The 15589-nt window shown below is 65.8% G+C and carries 17 protein-coding genes; 15 read left to right on the forward strand and 2 right to left on the reverse strand.

Annotated features, from left to right (window positions below; genetic code table 11):
- The first annotated feature begins 18 nt into the window (after positions 1-18).
- From proC to ndk, 13 genes are all read left to right on the forward strand, one after another.
- Positions 19-795, forward strand: coding sequence for a pyrroline-5-carboxylate reductase (gene proC / locus HSEST_RS09655; protein WP_229120725.1), 777 nt, complete (start codon positions 19-21; stop codon positions 793-795).
- Complete coding sequence (proB, locus tag HSEST_RS09660) at positions 788-1630, forward strand: glutamate 5-kinase (RefSeq protein ID WP_229120726.1); 843 nt, start codon at positions 788-790, stop codon at positions 1628-1630. Before proC ends, proB begins: the two co-directional genes overlap by 8 nt.
- Complete coding sequence (locus HSEST_RS09665) at positions 1623-2966, forward strand: glutamate-5-semialdehyde dehydrogenase (RefSeq protein ID WP_229120727.1); 1344 nt, start codon at positions 1623-1625, stop codon at positions 2964-2966. The genes proB and HSEST_RS09665 overlap by 8 nt, the downstream gene beginning before the upstream one ends.
- 113 nt (positions 2967-3079) lie before the next feature.
- Positions 3080-3610 carry a peptide-methionine (S)-S-oxide reductase MsrA gene (gene msrA, locus HSEST_RS09670; RefSeq protein ID WP_229120728.1) on the forward strand — a complete coding sequence of 177 codons (531 nt, stop codon included), beginning with the start codon at positions 3080-3082 and terminating at the stop codon, positions 3608-3610.
- Positions 3611-3693: 83 nt separating this feature from the next.
- A complete protein-coding gene (locus tag HSEST_RS09675; RefSeq protein ID WP_229120729.1) occupies positions 3694-4023 on the forward strand; it encodes a 4Fe-4S dicluster domain-containing protein in 330 nt (109 codons plus the stop codon).
- A gap of 81 nt (positions 4024-4104) precedes the next feature.
- On the forward strand, positions 4105-6465 hold the full coding sequence (gene tmcA, locus HSEST_RS09680) for a tRNA(Met) cytidine acetyltransferase TmcA (protein WP_229120730.1): 2361 nt from the start codon (positions 4105-4107) through the stop codon (positions 6463-6465).
- On the forward strand, positions 6462-6986 hold the full coding sequence (locus HSEST_RS09685) for a DUF456 domain-containing protein (protein ID WP_229120731.1): 525 nt from the start codon (positions 6462-6464) through the stop codon (positions 6984-6986). The genes tmcA and HSEST_RS09685 overlap by 4 nt, the downstream gene beginning before the upstream one ends.
- Positions 6987-7058: 72 nt before the next feature.
- Positions 7059-8066 (forward strand): ABC transporter ATP-binding protein, encoded by a 1008-nt coding sequence (locus HSEST_RS09690; protein ID WP_229120732.1) that lies wholly within the window; start codon positions 7059-7061, stop codon positions 8064-8066.
- Positions 8059-8847, forward strand: coding sequence for an ABC transporter permease subunit (locus HSEST_RS09695; RefSeq protein WP_229120733.1), 789 nt, complete (start codon positions 8059-8061; stop codon positions 8845-8847). Before HSEST_RS09690 ends, HSEST_RS09695 begins: the two co-directional genes overlap by 8 nt.
- A 221-nt stretch (positions 8848-9068) precedes the next feature.
- On the forward strand, positions 9069-9431 hold the full coding sequence (gene rpl7ae, locus HSEST_RS09700) for a 50S ribosomal protein L7Ae (protein WP_229120734.1): 363 nt from the start codon (positions 9069-9071) through the stop codon (positions 9429-9431).
- Positions 9432-9442: 11 nt separating this feature from the next.
- Positions 9443-9670, forward strand: a complete 228-nt coding sequence (locus HSEST_RS09705; protein ID WP_049993279.1) for a 30S ribosomal protein S28e — start codon at positions 9443-9445, stop codon at positions 9668-9670.
- Between the two features lies 1 nt (position 9671).
- Entirely contained in the window at positions 9672-10073 is a 402-nt protein-coding gene (locus HSEST_RS09710) for a 50S ribosomal protein L24e (protein ID WP_229120735.1), read from the forward strand.
- A gap of 21 nt (positions 10074-10094) precedes the next feature.
- Positions 10095-10571, forward strand: coding sequence for a nucleoside-diphosphate kinase (gene ndk / locus HSEST_RS09715; RefSeq protein ID WP_229120736.1), 477 nt, complete (start codon positions 10095-10097; stop codon positions 10569-10571).
- A 51-nt stretch (positions 10572-10622) separates the two neighbouring features.
- Here ndk and HSEST_RS09720 read toward each other — a convergent pair whose 3' ends face one another.
- Positions 10623-11540, reverse strand: coding sequence for an NAD-dependent epimerase/dehydratase family protein (locus HSEST_RS09720; protein WP_229120737.1), 918 nt, complete (start codon positions 11538-11540; stop codon positions 10623-10625).
- 92 nt (positions 11541-11632) lie between these two features.
- Here HSEST_RS09720 and HSEST_RS09725 point away from each other — a divergent pair, with 92 nt between their 5' ends.
- Together HSEST_RS09725 and HSEST_RS09730 are read left to right on the forward strand one after the other, a co-directional pair.
- Entirely contained in the window at positions 11633-13660 is a 2028-nt protein-coding gene (locus HSEST_RS09725; protein WP_229120738.1) for a PQQ-binding-like beta-propeller repeat protein, read from the forward strand.
- A 95-nt stretch (positions 13661-13755) separates the two neighbouring features.
- Positions 13756-14289, forward strand: a complete 534-nt coding sequence (locus HSEST_RS09730) for an HTH domain-containing protein (RefSeq protein ID WP_229120739.1) — start codon at positions 13756-13758, stop codon at positions 14287-14289.
- Here HSEST_RS09730 and aroA read toward each other — a convergent pair.
- Positions 14286-15569, reverse strand: a complete 1284-nt coding sequence (gene aroA / locus HSEST_RS09735; RefSeq protein WP_229120740.1) for a 3-phosphoshikimate 1-carboxyvinyltransferase — start codon at positions 15567-15569, stop codon at positions 14286-14288. The two genes, HSEST_RS09730 and aroA, sit on opposite strands and share 4 nt — an antisense overlap.
- Positions 15570-15589: the final 20 nt, after the last annotated feature.

The following is a 15589-nucleotide window of genomic DNA, read 5'->3' on the forward strand; positions in this document are numbered from 1 at the left end:
CCACTCTGCTCGGATAAGATGGTAGACGTCAGCGTCATCGGCTGTGGTAACATGGGCGGCGCTCTGATCAGTGGGTTCGCCCGCGACGGCGAGCACCGGGTGACGGCGATCGACGCCGATCCCGACGCGCTCGAAGCGATCGAGGCGGACAGCACGGAGACGACAACGGACCTCTCGGCCGCCGAGGGAAGCGAAGTGGTCGTCCTCGCGGTCAAGCCGGACGTGGTCGCGACAGTGCTCGAAGACCTGGAGTTGTCGTCCGACCAGACGATCGTCACGGTCGCGGCGGGCGTCTCGCGGGCGTTCGTCGCCGATCGGACGGACGCGACGGTCGTTCGTGTCATGCCGAACCTCGCCGCCGAGACCGGCGATATGGCAGCCGCCGTTACTCACGAGGGACTCTCAGAGGGTGTTCGCGAACTACTGGAGACGGTCGGGGAGTACGCCGTGGTCGACGAGGAACTGATGGACGTCTCGACGGCCGTCAACGGGAGCGGGCCGGCCTTCGTCTTCTATCTCATCGGCGCGATGAAAGAAGCCGGAATCGAGGGCGGCCTCGAACCCGAGCAGGCCGAGACGCTCGCGGCCCAGACGTTCAAAGGGGCGGCCGAGACCGTCCTGCGGGACGAGCGCAGTGTCGACGAATTGATCGACGCCGTCTGCTCGCCCAACGGGACGACCATCGAAGGGATGGAGGTCCTGTGGGACAGCGACGTCGAAGGGAAAGTCATCGAAGCCGTGCAGGCGGCCGAACGACGGTCCGCGGAGATCGCGGAGGAGTTCGACGATGAGTGAAACGATCGGGACGGTCGACGCCGAGGAGATCGAGCAGGCACGCCAGCTGGCCGCAGACGCCCAGCGCGTCGTCGTCAAGGCCGGGACGAACTCCCTGACCGACGAGGACTCACAGCTCGACCGAGTCAAGCTCGACAAACTCGTCAGCGACATCATGGATCTGCGCCGGCGGGGCAAGGACGTTCTGCTGGTGTCTTCGGGCGCGATCGGCGCGGGAACGGGGCTGCTGGACAGGGACAGCGACACGGTCGAGGAAGGGCAGGCGCTGTCGACGGTCGGACAGAGCCACCTGATGCACCATTACACCCAGAGTTTCGACCGCTACGACCAGCAGGTCGCCCAGTTGCTGTTGACCGAACACGACCTGGAGAACCCCGAGCGGTTTACCAACTTCCGCAACACCGTCGAGACGCTGTTCGAGTGGGGCGTCGTCCCGATCGTCAACGAGAACGACGCGGTCGCGATCGAGGAGATCCAGATCGGCGACAACGACATGATCTCGTCGTCGATCGCGGTCGGGATCGGCGTCGACCTGCTGGTCACGCTGACCGACGTCGGCGGCGTCTACACCGGCAACCCCAAGCACGACCCCGACGCCGAACTGATCGAGGCGGTTGGCGACAACTACGACACTGTCCAGGGGGTCGTCGAGGAGACGACGACCGGCGGGTTCGGCGGTATCCAGACCAAGGTCCAGGGCGCCCGTGACGTCAGCGAGTACGGCATCCCGGCGATCATCGCGAAATCGACCGAGCGGGACGTGCTGGAAAAAATCGCCACAGCCAAACCAGTCGGGACGCTATTCGTCCCCATAAACGGTGTCCACGATGAGTGAATACGACACGGAAGCCCAGGTGACTGAGGCACAGCAGGCCGCGCTCCGGCTGGCGAACGTCGACGAAGAGACGCGCAACGCCGCGCTCAACTCGATCGCCGACGCGATCCGCGACAACGAAGACGCCATCCTCGAAGCCAACGCTGCAGACGTCGACGAGGCAGAGGAGATGCTCGCGGCAGGCGAGTACACCCAGGCGCTGGTCGACCGGCTCAAACTCGATTCGGGCAAGCTCGAATCGATCGCCGAGATGGTCGAGAGCGTCGCCGAGCAGGACGATCCGCTCGGCGAGACCCTACAGGCTCGCCAGCTCGACGACGACCTGGAGCTGTACAAGGTGGCGGTCCCGATCGGCGTCGTCGGGACGATCTTCGAGTCCCGGCCCGACGCCCTGGTCCAGATCGCCGCGCTCTCGCTGAAGTCCGGCAACAGCGTCATCCTCAAGGGCGGCAGCGAGGCCGGCGAGTCAAACCGGATCCTCTACGAGACGATCGTCGAGGCCACGGCCGAGGCTATCGACGCGATCCCGGAGGGCTGGGCCCAGCTCATCGAGGCCCACGAGGAGGTCGACCGACTGCTGGAGATGGACGACAAGGTCGACCTGCTCATGCCGCGTGGCTCCTCGGAGTTCGTCTCCTACATCCAGGACAACACCCAGATCCCGGTGCTGGGCCACACCGAGGGGATCTGTCACGTCTACGTCGACGGCGAGGCCGACCTGGAGATGGCCGAGGAGATTTCCTTCGACGCGAAGGTGCAGTACCCGGCAGTCTGTAACGCCGTCGAGACGCTGCTGGTCAGCGAGGCCGTCGCCGAGCAGTTCCTGCCCGGGATGGTCGAGCGCTACGAGGACGCCGATGTCACGCTGCGGGGCGACGACCGGACTCGCGAGGTCGTCGATGTCGCCCCCGCGACCGAGGCGGACTGGGACACCGAGTACGGCGACCTCGAACTGTCGATCAAGGTCGTCGAGGACGTCTACGACGCGGTCGAACACGTCAACACGCACGGCTCGAAACACACCGAGTCGATCGTCACCGAGGACGGCGACACCGCCGAGACGTTCATGACCGGGATCGACGCCGCTAGCGTCTTCCACAACGCCTCGACCCGCTTTGCGGACGGCTACCGCTACGGTCTGGGCGCGGAGGTCGGCATCTCGACCGGCAAGATCCACGCCCGCGGTCCGGTCGGGCTTGCTGGATTGACGACGTACAAGTACTACCTGGAAGGCGACGGACAGCTCGTGGCCACCTACGCCGGCGATGACGCTGAGCCGTTCACGCACGTCGATTTCGACGGCGAGTGGACGCCCGGTCAGCTGTCCGATCGGTAGTGGACGCCCTCGGCCTGCAGCAGTCCGATCGCTAGCCGCTCTTTGCTGGCAGACCGCCGGATTCGATTGCCACCACCGCCGAGGACTTAGTCCTGGAACACCAACACGAGGTAATGACAGAAACGGCGACGCTCGGCGGCGGCTGCTTCTGGTGTATCGAGGCGGCGCTCAAGGAACTCCGCGGGGTCGAGTCGGTCACGTCCGGCTACGCCGGCGGCGACGTCCCGAACCCGTCCTACGAGGCAGTCTGTTCGGGTTCGACCGGTCACGCCGAAGTCGTCCAGGTCGAGTACGACCCCGAGACGATCAGTTACCTCGAACTCCTGGAGGTCTTTTTCAAGGTGCACGACCCGACGACGAAGGACCGCCAGGGGCCGGACGTCGGCAGCCAGTATCGCTCGATCGTGCTCTATCACGACGACGAGCAGCGCCGGCAGGTCGAAGGGTTCATCGAGCGCCTGAACGAGGAGGTCTACGACGGTGGGATCGTCACGGAAGTCCAGCCGATCGAGACGTTCTACGAAGCCGAGGAGTATCACCAGGATTACTACGAGAAGAACCCTGCAGACGGCTACTGCCAGGTGCAGATCGAGCCGAAGGTCAAGAAGGTCCGCGAGGAGTTCGCGGCGTTGCTCGCGGAGTAGCCGACACCGTTTCGTAACCGGAACCGGAAACAAGGGCAGCGATCCGGCGACAGTATTAGGTACGTTCAAGAGTTGGTTCGGCTATGGCCATCGATCCAAACTTCGAGCAGAACCGCGAAAAGGTCGATCAGCACAACGGACACGACGTCTGGGGGCCGGTCGACGAACCCGAGTCGCTGGGGATCCACGGGACCCACGTCGCGGTCGATTTCGACATCTGTCTCGCCGACGGTGCCTGTCTGGAGGACTGCCCGGTCGACGTCTTCGAGTGGGTAGAGACGCCCGGTCATCCTGAGAGTGAGATGAAAGCCGATCCGGCCAACGAGAGCCAGTGTATCGACTGCATGCTCTGTGTCGACGTCTGCCCGGTCGACGCGATCGACGTCGACGGCAGCCGGCCGGACAGGGCCTGATAGATAGTCGACAGACAGCAACGATTCGGACCGAGGAGAGAGAGGCGGAATTGACTTACGAGGGGCACGACCAGATCGGGTATGGAGCTTGCGGCCGCGCTCCGGGCGGAGGCCCGGGACTGCAACGAGCGTCGCGTGCTCGTGCTCGCCGGCGAGCCGGAGACGACGCGCGACCGCGCGGTGGATGCGCTGGCGACGGCCGACATCCCTCTGGAGTCCACGACGCTGGTCGGCCCCGAGCCGTTCGTGAACTGTGAGCGACTCGATCCCGTCCACGCCAGCGAGTTGCTCGGTCAAACGCGAACGGCAGTCGTCTACGACGCCCACGAGTCGCTCCGTCCGAACGTGCTCGGCCAGGTCGTCGGGACCGTCGACGGCGGCGGGCTGTTCGTGCTACTCGCGCCGCCGCTGTCGGCGTGGCCCTCGCGACGGGACGACTTCGCCGAGGCGCTCGCCGTCCCGCCGTTCGGTCCCGAGGACGTGACCGGCCACTTCCGGGCTCGGCTGGTCGAGACGCTGTACGCCCATCGCGGGGTCGCCGTCGTCGACGTCGAGAGCGATACGGTCGAGTCCGATGGGCTGACCGATCCTGCCCCACGCCTGTCCGTACCCGGTCCGGCGGTTCCGGACCGGGATGACCGTGCGTTCCCCACCGAAGCCTACCGCGCCTGCCTGACGGGCGATCAATCCGAGGCGCTGGCGGCGATGGAGGCGCTTTCTGAACCGGGTGGGACAGTCGTCGTTGAGGCCGACCGTGGCCGGGGGAAGTCAAGTGCTGCGGGCCTGGCTGCGGGGTGTCTGGCGGCGTCGGGTCGGGACGTGCTCGTGACCGCGCCACAGTACGGGCGCGCCGGCGAGGTGTTCGCTCGTGCCCGGGAGTTGCTGAACGCTATCGAGGAGCCGGTAGCACTCGACGACGAGACGACGCCCCATCGGCTCTCGACTGACGAGGGACGAGTACGATACGCGCCGCCGACAGACGCCGTCGAGTTGCCCGACGATCCGGACGCGGTCGTCGTCGACGAGGCGGCGGCTTTGCCAGTTCGACTGCTTTCGGGGTTTCTCGACGCCCCCGCGGTGGCGTTCACGACGACGATCCACGGCTACGAGGGGGCTGGGCGGGGCTTCTCGGTCCGGTTCAAGGACCGGCTGGCCGAGTCCGATCGGACAGTCCGGGAGGTGCGCATGGACGAGCCGATCCGGTACGCGGCCGGCGATCCCGTCGAGGTCTGGGCGACGCGGGCGCTGTTGCTCGATGCGCGCCCGCCCGTCGAGCCGCTGGTCGCCAACGCCCGCCCGGAGACAGTGTCCTACGAATCCCTCTCGGCCGAGCGACTCCTGTCGGACGAGCACCTGCTTCGGGAGGCGTTCGGGTTGCTCGTGCTCGCTCACTACCAGACCGAACCCGACGACCTCGCGCGGCTGCTGGACGGCCCGAACGTCTCTGTTCGAGCGCTCGTACACGACGGTCACGTCGTCTCGGTCGCGCTCCTGGCCCGCGAGGGCGGACTGGACGCCGACCGGCGGGCAGACATGTACGAGGGCGCTCGGGTCAGGGGAAATATGCTGCCGGACGTGTTGACGACCCAGCTTCGTGACGAGGCCGCCGGGATCGAGACTGGCTGGCGCGTCATGCGGATCGCGACCCACCACGCGGCCCGCGGGCGGGGGCTGGGCTCGCTGCTGCTCGATCGGATCGAAGCGGAGGCGACCGGCGGATCCGTCTCGGCCAGCACGGGGGAAACTGGCGCGTGCGACTACCTCGGCGTCGGATTCGGTGCGACGCCGGAACTGGTCTCGTTCTGGGCCGACAACGGCTATCGGACCGTCCACGTCTCGACGACCCGCAACGACCGTAGCGGCGAACACTCCGCGATCATGCTGCGGGCGCTCTCGGAGGCGGGCGAGGCGCTACAGGACCGACACACGAAGTGGTTTCTCGAGCGCGTCCGGGGGATGCTCACCGACCCCCTCGCGGATCTCGATCCGGACGTGGTTCGGGCGGTGCTGTCGGCTGTCGACGGGTCGACCCGACTGGATCTCTCCGCATGGGAGTGGCGACTGCTCGCCGGCTCACCACACGGCGCAGGGCTGTTCGACACCGCGCCCGACGCCTTCCGCGCGCTCGCGCTCCGGGCGTTGACTGACGCCGGCAGCTCGACGCCCACTGGCGGTGGCGACCCCGCGATGGCCGACGGTCCGACGCGCACCGACACTGATGGCCCGACATCGACTGGCGACGGAGAACCGGCGCTCGAACCCCGGGCCGAACGACTGCTCGTTCGGAAAGTGCTGCAGGCCCACGACTGGGACAGTGTCACGGCGCAATTGGACTTCGTCTCCCGCCGGGAGTGCATGCGCGCGCTCGGGGACGTGACTGCACGACTGATCGAAGCGTACGGAACCGACGAGGCGAGAGCGGAACTGGAGCGATTCGAATGATTCGCGATCCAACGATACTCGCATCCCTGATACGCGGGGTACCGATTCCCGACCCGTTCGTCGCCGTCGCGTTCGCGTTACTGGTCGCGGGAGTCGTCTTCAGCGTCATCCCGCTGTTGCCGGGGCCGGTGTTGTCGGTCGCCGGCGTACTCGTCTACTGGTGGGAGACCGGCGACCCGGGCTGGCTGGCACTGACTGTGCTGCTCGCGGTCGGCGTGGCGGCGGTACTCGTCGACTGGCTGGGCGGGACGGCGGCCGCGAAGGGCAGCGGCGTCTCGACGCGGGTGAGCCTGCTCGCCGGAGTGGCCGGATTCCTCGGCACCGTCGTCGCCGGGCCAGTCGGCCTGCTCGTCGGCGTCGCGGGGACGGTGTTCCTGGCGAGTGTTATCCGCGAACGGGAAGCAGCCGCCGGGATCCGAACGGCGGCCTACGCGACCGCGGGCGTGCTCGGGACGGTCGTCGTCCAGACGCTGTTGACCGGCTCGATCCTCGTTGCGGTCGTCGTGATCGCGCTGCTGTGAGCGAGCCGATCGTCTCGCGGCGATAGCCGACTCGGGTAACCTATTTCACGCACGGCTGAGAAATATAAGGGAATGAGCGTCATCGACGTGGTCGGCCTGACGAAACACTACGGCGATATCCGGGCCGTCGAGGGGGTCGACTTCACCGTCGAAAAAGGCGAAGTCTTCGGCTTTCTCGGGCCCAACGGCGCGGGCAAGACCACGACAATCCGGACGATGCTGGGGTTGCTGAACCCGACCGCAGGACGGGCGACGGTGCTCGGCGCGGACAGCACCGACGAGCCGGCGATGATCGAAGCCAAGCGGTCGATCGGTTACCTGCCGGCCAATCCCGCGTTCGACGACGGTTCGACCGGCCGGGAGATTCTCGACCTCCACGCCTCGATCAAGGGCGACGATCGGCGCGAGGAGCTGCTCGACCTGTTCGAACCACCGCTCGATCGGGAGGTCAGGGAGTACTCCTCGGGCAACAGGCAGAAACTCGGCGTCGTGCAGGCGTTCATGCACGACCCCGAGCTGGTGATCATGGACGAGCCGACGAGTGGCCTCGATCCACTGATGCAACAGCGGTTCAACGAGTTCGTCCGCGCGGAACGTGAGCAGGACGTGACGGTGTTTTTCTCCTCGCACGTGCTCAGCGAAGTCCGACGGGTGTGCGATCGGGTCGCGATCCTCCGGGAGGGCGAACTCGTCACGACCGAGGCCATCGAGTCGCTGCTCGATCGCTCCGGGAAGTTCGTCCGCGCCAGGATCGCCGGCCACGTCGAGAGCGACGCCTTCGACGGCGACGAGGTCCATGGCTTCGAACGGACGCTGATCGAAGACCGCGCCGAGGAGTTGCTCGCGGCGACCGACTTCGAAAGCGACGCCGATGTCGTCACCGAGGTTCGGTTCACCTACACCGGCGATATCAACGACCTCGTAGCGGATCTCGCTTCGTACTCGTTCGTCGATCTCGACGTCGAGGAAGCCCCGCTCGAAGAGGTGTTCATGCGGTTTTACGGCCCCGAGCAGCGCGGACGAGCACCGCGAGACGAACACGGCGTCGCCGAACCTGCTGGAGGTGACGGGGGTGCTTGAACTCGCCCGTTACGAGGCGCGGCGTCGACTGAAGGGAGCACTGTATCTCACCGTCGGACTCACGCTGCTCGCGGGGATGTACATCGCGACGTTCCCGTCGATGGCGGAGGATATGAACCTCGACCAGTTCCTCGAGCAGATGCCCGAGGTCTTTCTGGAGTTGTTCAACATCGCGACGATGAACACGATCGAGGGCTTTCTCGCCGCCGAACTGTATTCGATCGGCTGGGTCCTCCTGCTGGGACTGTACGTGGCCTACAGCGGCGCGGGGCTGATCGCGGGCGACATCGACCGCGAGCGGATGGACGTTCTGCTGTCGCTCCCGATCTCGCGGGCGCGCGTGCTCGGCGAGAAGTTCCTCGGGCTGTTCGTGCCGATCCTCGTCGTGAACGTCGTCCTGCCGGTCGTCATCTACGCCGGGACGGCCGCGATCGGGTACCCGATCGATCCGGTCAACCTGACGGTCGTGCATCTGCTCGCGATCCCGTATCTGCTGGCCTGTGGTGCGATCGGGGTCGTCCTATCGGTGTTGACCAGCCGATCGTCAGTCGCCCAGCGCGGTGCCCTGGTCGCGATTTTCGGGTTGTTCCTGTTCGAGTCGGTGACCATCATCGCAGACTACGAGCAGCTGGGTTCGATCGCACCGATGCGGTACTTCGACGCGACGGCGGTGCTCGTCGAGGGGAGCTACGACTGGGCCGGCGGCGCGATCCTGCTCGGAGCGACGGCACTGCTGGTCGGCGCGAGCATGCTGTACTTCGGCCGCCGGGACATCGCGTGACGGTATCGTCCGTCGCTTCGACCGGTATGTGCCGCCCCCACACGCGGTACGCGCTTCGAAAGCGCTTTTAGGTACGGCAGTTCACTATCGGGTACAGCCTGCGCGGGGTTGATGATGCTCCTAGCCATCTAGGATTTGCGCGCGCCGGTTTCGGCGCGGCCGGAGGGTCGCCCTCCGAAACGGCGGGGGAGCGCGAGCCCACGTGCAGGAGGTGACCAACAATGCCAGTATACGTCGATTTCGACGTCCCTGCCGATCTCGAAGCTGACGCCCTCGAGGCGCTCGAGATCGCGCGGGACACAGGTTCCGTCAAGAAAGGTACCAACGAGACAACCAAAGCCGTCGAGCGCGGCTCGGCCGAACTGATCTTCGTCGCCGAGGACGTTCAGCCCGAGGAGATCGTCATGCATCTCCCCGAGCTGGCCGACGAGAAGGACGTGCCGTTCGTCTTCGTCGCCGAGCAGGACGACCTCGGAGAGGCCGCCGGCCTGGAAGTCGGCAGCGCGGCCGCTGCGATCGTCGACGCCGGCGACGCCGACAGCGATGTCGAAGACATCGCCGAGAAGCTCGAGGAGCTTCGGTGAGGTGAGCACGGATGAGTGCTGAGGAATCCGAAGACAGCGGATCCACGGCCGCCGAAGTCATCGAGGTCGTCGGCCGGACGGGGATGCACGGCGAGGCCATGCAGGTCAAGTGCCGCATCCGCGAAGGGGGAAACCAGGGCCGGATCATCACCCGGAACGTCCTGGGCCCGGTCCGGGAAGGTGACGTGCTCCAGCTTCGGGAGACTGCCCGCGAAGCCGACGCAATCGGAGGCCAGTAAGATGCCACAGACACGCGAATGTGACTACTGCGGGGGCGAGATCGAGCCCGGAACGGGAACGATGCTCGTCCGAACGAACGGGACGACGCTGTACTACTGCTCCTCGAAGTGCGAGAAGAACGCCGAACTCGGCCGGGAACCCCGCGACCTGAACTGGACCGCGGCCGGCCGCGAGAGCGACCGTCAGGAGACGGTCACGGCCGAGCGGGAGGCCGCCGAGAGCGAACCCGAGGAGTCAGAGACGACGCCGGACCCTGAAGAAGACGAGGCGGAGGACGTGTCAGACACGTCGAGCGAGGCAGACACCGAGGCCGAAGAGGACACGTCGGACGACGCCCAGTCGGACACATCAAGCGAGGAATCGGACGACGAAGACACCGAGGCCGAAGAGGCCGAGGCCTGAGCGATCACTTTCATTTCAACAATGAGCGAGCACGACGAGCGAACCTTCGTAATGGCGAAACCGGACGCCGTCCAGCGCGGGCTGGTCGGTGAAATCATCACGCGACTCGAGGAGCGCGGCCTGAAGCTCGTGGGCGCGAAGTTCATGCAGATCGACGAGGAACTCGCCCACGAGCACTACGCCGAACACGAGGACAAGCCCTTCTTCGACGGGCTCGTGGAGTTCATCACGTCCGGTCCCGTCATGGCGATGGTCTGGGAGGGCGCAGACGCAACTCGGCAGGTCCGCCAGATGATGGGCGCGACCGATCCCGCCGAGGCCGAACCCGGAACGATCCGCGGCGACTACGGCCTGGATCTGGGTCAGAACATCATCCACGGCTCCGATCACGAGGACCCCGGCTCGAACGAGCGCGAGATCGACCTGTTCTTCGAGGAAGACGAGCTGGTCGACTACGAGCGCGCCGACGCGACCTGGGTCTACGAAGACGCCGAATAGCATCCGTTCCGGCGTGAACGCCGGAGACTCTTCTCGTCGAGCGAACGGCGGCTACTCGTACTGGGCACAGACCCGTCGGATTCCTTCTTCGAAGTCGATCTCGGGTTCCCAGCCGGTGGCTTCCCGGAGCTTCGTCGCGTCAGCACAGGTGTCGTGAACGTATACGGAGTCGGGGATCGGGTTCTCGACGTATTCGGGGTCGACGTTCGTTCCGAGTTCGTCGTTAAGCATTGCGACGACGGTGTTGAACGAGTAGCGGTCGCCGGTCCCGACGTTGTAGACCCCTTCGAGTTCGTGTTCGGCGGTCAGGATCGCGCCGCGAACGATATCGGAGACGTGGGTGAAATCCCGGGTCTGCGTGCCGTCGCCGTAGAGGACGGGCGAGTCGCCGTGTGCGATGTCGTCGGCGAACTGCGCGATGACGTTCGCGTACTCGCCTTTGTGCGCCTCCGCGCCGCCGTAGCCCTGATAGACCGAGAAGAACCGCAGTCCGGCCATCGTCATGTCGTAGTGGTTGGCGAAGTACTCGGCGTAGCGCTCGCGGGCGAGTTTCGACGCCTCGTAGCCCGTGTTGACCGCGACGGGCATGTCCTCGGGCGAGGGGCCGGTCCGAGTCCCGTAAATCGACGAGGTCGAGGCGTAGACGACAGTGTCACAACCGTCCTGACGGGCCTGCTCGACGGTATTGACGAACCCCTCGACGTTGACGCGGGCGCCGCGCTGGGGGTCCTCTTCGTGCATCGCATACGAGGAACGAGCGGCCAGGTGAAAGACCACGTCCACGTCCGTTGGCAGGTCCGTGCCGACGACGGTCCGTTCGTGGAACTCGACATCGTCGACGAGGTTCTCCGGCGTCCCGAGCGAGCAGTCATCAACGACGATCACGTCGTTGTCCTCGGCGAGCCGATTGGCGAGGTTCGAGCCGATGAATCCGGCACCGCCGGTCACGAGTACGCGTTTCCCGTCCATGCGCGAACCAGCACGTGCGGACGGCAAAGACGTTTCGCTGTCGGACCGGATGGAATGGTTTTCATACGCTGGACAGCCAAGGACAGGTAGACATGGTCGGCTGGCCCCACCGTCGTGACCGCGATACGGGAGACAGCGAGACGAGTCGCCCGAACGAGAGCGAGTCAGTAGGGAAGCGGGCGTCGTCGACGCGCCGGCACTACCTGCAGACGCTCGGCGCTATTACGGCGGGGGCAGGGCTAGCGGGCGAGACGACACAGCTAGCGAACGCGGAGCGTACGTCGTGGCCACAGTTCGGCTACGACACGGCGAACACGGGGCACGCGCCCGAAAACCGGGCCCCGGTCGTCAACGCGGCCAAGCAGTGGGAGGCCGCGAACGACGCAACGAGCGGGTCGGTTCCCGTCGTTGCGGACGGCCGGCTGTTCGTGACCGTCGAGGACAACGTGTACGGCTATAATCTGGAAGACGGTGTAACGGGCGGTGACTGGTCGTGGCGACTCCGGGGCGAGAACGCGGTCGGTTCGACGCCGACAGTCGTGGACGGGACGGCCTACGTCGGCCTCGACAAGGATATCCGAGCAGTGTCGATCGAGGGAAACGAGGGCTGGACGTATATCACGGAGGGGCGCATCGAGACGTCACCCGTGGTGGCCGACGGGGTCGTGTACGCCGGAAGCCGGGACGAAAACGGGCGACTCCACGCCAGGGATGCGACCGACGGATCGGAAGTCTGGACGCACCAGACCTGGTCGCCGATCCGGTCGTCGCCGGCAGTCGCGGACGGAACAGTCTACGTCGGCAACGACTACGGGAACGTATACGCGATAGACACGGCGAGCGGGGAGAGACGCTGGACGTACAGGGACATCCCCGAACCGATCAGATCGGCCGTCGTCGTCGGAGACGGACGGATATTCGTCGCGGATGGCGCCGGTGTGCTGCATGCGATTCGCGATGGATCGGCCGACTGGTCACGCGACCTCGGTGTGCCGGTTGGCGTGTCACCGGCCGTCGCGGACGGGACAGTATACGTACCCGACTCGGACGGGACGCTGTACGCGCTCGACATCGGCGACGGGAGCAACGGCTGGACGGCGAGCATCGACGGTCCCGGAACGACACCAGTCGTAGCTTCGGGGACAGTCTTCGTCGGGACGAACGGCGGGACAGTTCACGCATTCGAGACGGTGGACGGGGCCGAACGATACGCAGCGGACGCCGGATCACCGGTACTGTCAGCCCCATCGGTAGCTGATGGTTGGCTATATGTCCTGACCGAGCAGGGCATCGCTGCGTTCTCGGAGTTCGTCAGCGCAGCCTTCGAGTACGAGCCGTCGAATCCGAAAACCGGACAGACGATTACCTTCGACGCGTCGTCGTCCGGTCCGGACCAGTTGATATCGTCGTACGAGTGGTCGATCGGCGGCCAGCAGGCGACAGGCGAGACGGTCCAGGCAACGTTCGATGATATCGACAACTACACCGTGGCGTTGACCGTCACTGGCGAGAACGGACTCACCGACACGACCGAGCAACTGATACCGGTCAGCGGACAGGCGCCGACAGCAGCCATCGAGCATACACCATCCGAACCCATCCCGAACGAAACCGTCACGTTCAGCGCGGCACCGTCGACCGACCCTGACGGTGAGATCGTCTCGTACCAGTGGCTGATCGGCACGGAATCGAAGTCCGGAGAGCAGATCGAGCACACGTTCGACCGAGCGGGAGAATTCCACGTGCAACTGACGGTAGAGGACGAAACCGGGAAAACCGACACGGTCCAGCAGCGGTTCGTGGTTTCGGAGCCGACGCCGACGGAGCCAACCCCGACACCGACACCAACGGAACCGACTCCGACACCGACACCGACGGAGCCGGCTCCGACCAATGACACCGACAGCGCGACCGGGGTCAGCGAGTCAACCGAAGACGAGTGGGTCCCGATCGGGGCGGGCGCGCTGACGACGCTGACTGGTATCGCCGGCTGGCTTCACTTCGGTCGCGACGTGCCCGAGGACGTACACGGCGTCGACAGCGCAGAAAACGGTCAGCCGGTAGATGACGAGCCGCCGGCGCAACTGCCGGACGACGAGTCCGAATCGGAGAACGAGTGACACGGGGCCGCGGGCGTCACCCCGGTGCCTGTACATATCGGGTGGCGACTGCCAGCACCGGGGAGTTTAAGTCGTATTATAACGAAAAACCGGTAATGTCATCGATCGAATTGACTCCCAGCCAGCGGAACATTCTCCAGGAGCTCGTCAATCTCTACCGCGAGCGGGAGAGTGCAGTCAAGGGCGAAGATATCGCCGAGCAGGTCGACCGGAACCCGGGAACGATCCGAAACCAGATGCAGAGTCTCAAAGCCCTGCAGTTAGTCGAGGGCGTGCCGGGGCCGAAAGGCGGCTACAAGCCGACGGCAAACGCCTACGACGCGTTGCAGATACAGGAGATGGAACAGCCAGCGGAAGTACCGCTCTTTCACGACGGCGAGCGGGTCGAGTTCGCGAACGTCGAGGAGATCAACCTGACGAGTGTCCACCACCCCGAAAAATGCCGGGCGGAGATCAAACTCCAGGGCTCGATTGGCGAGTTCGACGAAGGGGATACCGTCACCGTCGGCCCGACGCCGCTGTCGAAACTACAGGTCGTCGGGACGGTCGAGGGGAAAGACGACACCGGCAACAGCCTGATTCTGACGATCGACGACATGCTCGCACCCGCTGAGGAGCCGGAACACTAGCGCTCGACGGCCGCGCCGAGCGCCTCGAGTTCGTCGAAGAAGCCGGGGAACGACACGTCGACGTGTTCGATACCTTCGACAGTCGTGGTGCCATCAGCGACGAGCCCGGCGACCGAGAGCGACATGACGATCCGGTGGTCCGCGCGCCCGTCGACGGTCGTTCCGTCGAGATCACTGTCGCTGCCGTGGATCGTGAGCGTGTCGTGTTCTTCTTCGACCGAGGCGCCCATCGCAGTGAGCGATTCGGCCATCGCGGCGACGCGGTCGGTCTCCTTGTAGCGGACGTGCTCGCAGTCGACGATCCGCGTGGTTCCGTCCGCGACAGCCCCGAGGACGGCGATCGTCGGCAGCAGGTCCGGAGTGTCCGCGACGCTGACCTCGACGCCGGTCAGATCCGATCGCGTAACGTCGATCTCGCCGGCTTCCCGATCCCAGGTGAGATCCGCGCCCATCCGCTGGAGGACATCGACGATGGCAGCGTCGCCCTGCGCGCTGGGATACGCACCCGTGACAGCCAGGCCGTCCGGCGCGGCGAGTGCGCCCATCGCCAGCAGATACGAGATCGACGAGAAGTCGCCGGGGACGGTGTACTCGCCGCCGTCGGGATCGTAGGACTGTCCGCCCGCGACGACAAACCCCTCGGTTGTCGATTCGGCGTCGATCCCGAACCCCTCCAGCACTTCGAGAGTGATGTCGACGTAGGGGGCCGATTTGAGTTCGGTTTCGAGGGCGATCTCGATGCCACCGTCGGTGATCGCGCCCGCCATCAGCAGGGCGGTGATGTACTGCGAGGAGACGTCGCCCGGGATCGAGACGCGCCCGCCATCGACGGGGCCACCGACGACCAGCGGAGCCTGGCCGTTCCCGCGAGTACTCTCGGCGCGGCCGTCGAGTTGGTCGATGGCGTCCAAGAGCGGGCCCTGCGGTCGCGAGCGAAGGGAGTCGTCACCGGTGAGAACGGTCAGTCCGTCGCCGAGGGCGGCCGTGGCCGTCACGAGGCGCATGGTCGTGCCGCTGTTGGCACAGTCGATCACGTCGTCGGGAACCTCGGGGCGGCCGTCGAATCCCGTCACGTCGAGGCGGTCGTCGTGGCGGTCGACGCGACCGCCGTAGGCCTCGACCGCGCGCATCGTCGCTTTCGTGTCGGCACTCACCAGCGGATCGCGGACGGTCGCGCCGCCGGCGTAGCCGGCTGCCAGGATCGCTCGGTGCGTGTAGCTCTTCGACGGCGGGGCCTGGACGGTCCCGCCGACCGTCGATTGGGTGATGTCTGCGTCCATATGCGACCTCTCGGCGGCCT

The sequence above is a fragment of the Halapricum desulfuricans genome (assembly GCF_017094465.1).
In the GTDB taxonomy this organism is placed as follows: domain Archaea; phylum Halobacteriota; class Halobacteria; order Halobacteriales; family Haloarculaceae; genus Halapricum.

What these genes read in the sequence shown, in the direction of transcription:
- HSEST_RS09730 (WP_229120739.1), top strand. Translation starts at nt 13,756, where the DNA reads ATGTCATCGATCGAATTGACTCCCAGCCAGCGGAACATTCTCCAGGAG.
- HSEST_RS09720 (WP_229120737.1), bottom strand. Translation starts at nt 11,540, where the DNA reads ATGGACGGGAAACGCGTACTCGTGACCGGCGGTGCCGGATTCATCGGC.
- ndk (WP_229120736.1), top strand. Translation starts at nt 10,095, where the DNA reads ATGAGCGAGCACGACGAGCGAACCTTCGTAATGGCGAAACCGGACGCC.
- HSEST_RS09725 (WP_229120738.1), top strand. Translation starts at nt 11,633, where the DNA reads ATGGTCGGCTGGCCCCACCGTCGTGACCGCGATACGGGAGACAGCGAG.
- proC (WP_229120725.1), top strand. Translation starts at nt 19, where the DNA reads ATGGTAGACGTCAGCGTCATCGGCTGTGGTAACATGGGCGGCGCTCTG.
- msrA (WP_229120728.1), top strand. Translation starts at nt 3,080, where the DNA reads ATGACAGAAACGGCGACGCTCGGCGGCGGCTGCTTCTGGTGTATCGAG.
- HSEST_RS09705 (WP_049993279.1), top strand. Translation starts at nt 9,443, where the DNA reads ATGAGTGCTGAGGAATCCGAAGACAGCGGATCCACGGCCGCCGAAGTC.
- proB (WP_229120726.1), top strand. Translation starts at nt 788, where the DNA reads ATGAGTGAAACGATCGGGACGGTCGACGCCGAGGAGATCGAGCAGGCA.
- HSEST_RS09665 (WP_229120727.1), top strand. Translation starts at nt 1,623, where the DNA reads ATGAGTGAATACGACACGGAAGCCCAGGTGACTGAGGCACAGCAGGCC.
- HSEST_RS09685 (WP_229120731.1), top strand. Translation starts at nt 6,462, where the DNA reads ATGATTCGCGATCCAACGATACTCGCATCCCTGATACGCGGGGTACCG.
- HSEST_RS09690 (WP_229120732.1), top strand. Translation starts at nt 7,059, where the DNA reads ATGAGCGTCATCGACGTGGTCGGCCTGACGAAACACTACGGCGATATC.
- HSEST_RS09675 (WP_229120729.1), top strand. Translation starts at nt 3,694, where the DNA reads ATGGCCATCGATCCAAACTTCGAGCAGAACCGCGAAAAGGTCGATCAG.
- aroA (WP_229120740.1), bottom strand. Translation starts at nt 15,569, where the DNA reads ATGGACGCAGACATCACCCAATCGACGGTCGGCGGGACCGTCCAGGCC.
- HSEST_RS09710 (WP_229120735.1), top strand. Translation starts at nt 9,672, where the DNA reads ATGCCACAGACACGCGAATGTGACTACTGCGGGGGCGAGATCGAGCCC.
- tmcA (WP_229120730.1), top strand. Translation starts at nt 4,105, where the DNA reads ATGGAGCTTGCGGCCGCGCTCCGGGCGGAGGCCCGGGACTGCAACGAG.
- rpl7ae (WP_229120734.1), top strand. Translation starts at nt 9,069, where the DNA reads ATGCCAGTATACGTCGATTTCGACGTCCCTGCCGATCTCGAAGCTGAC.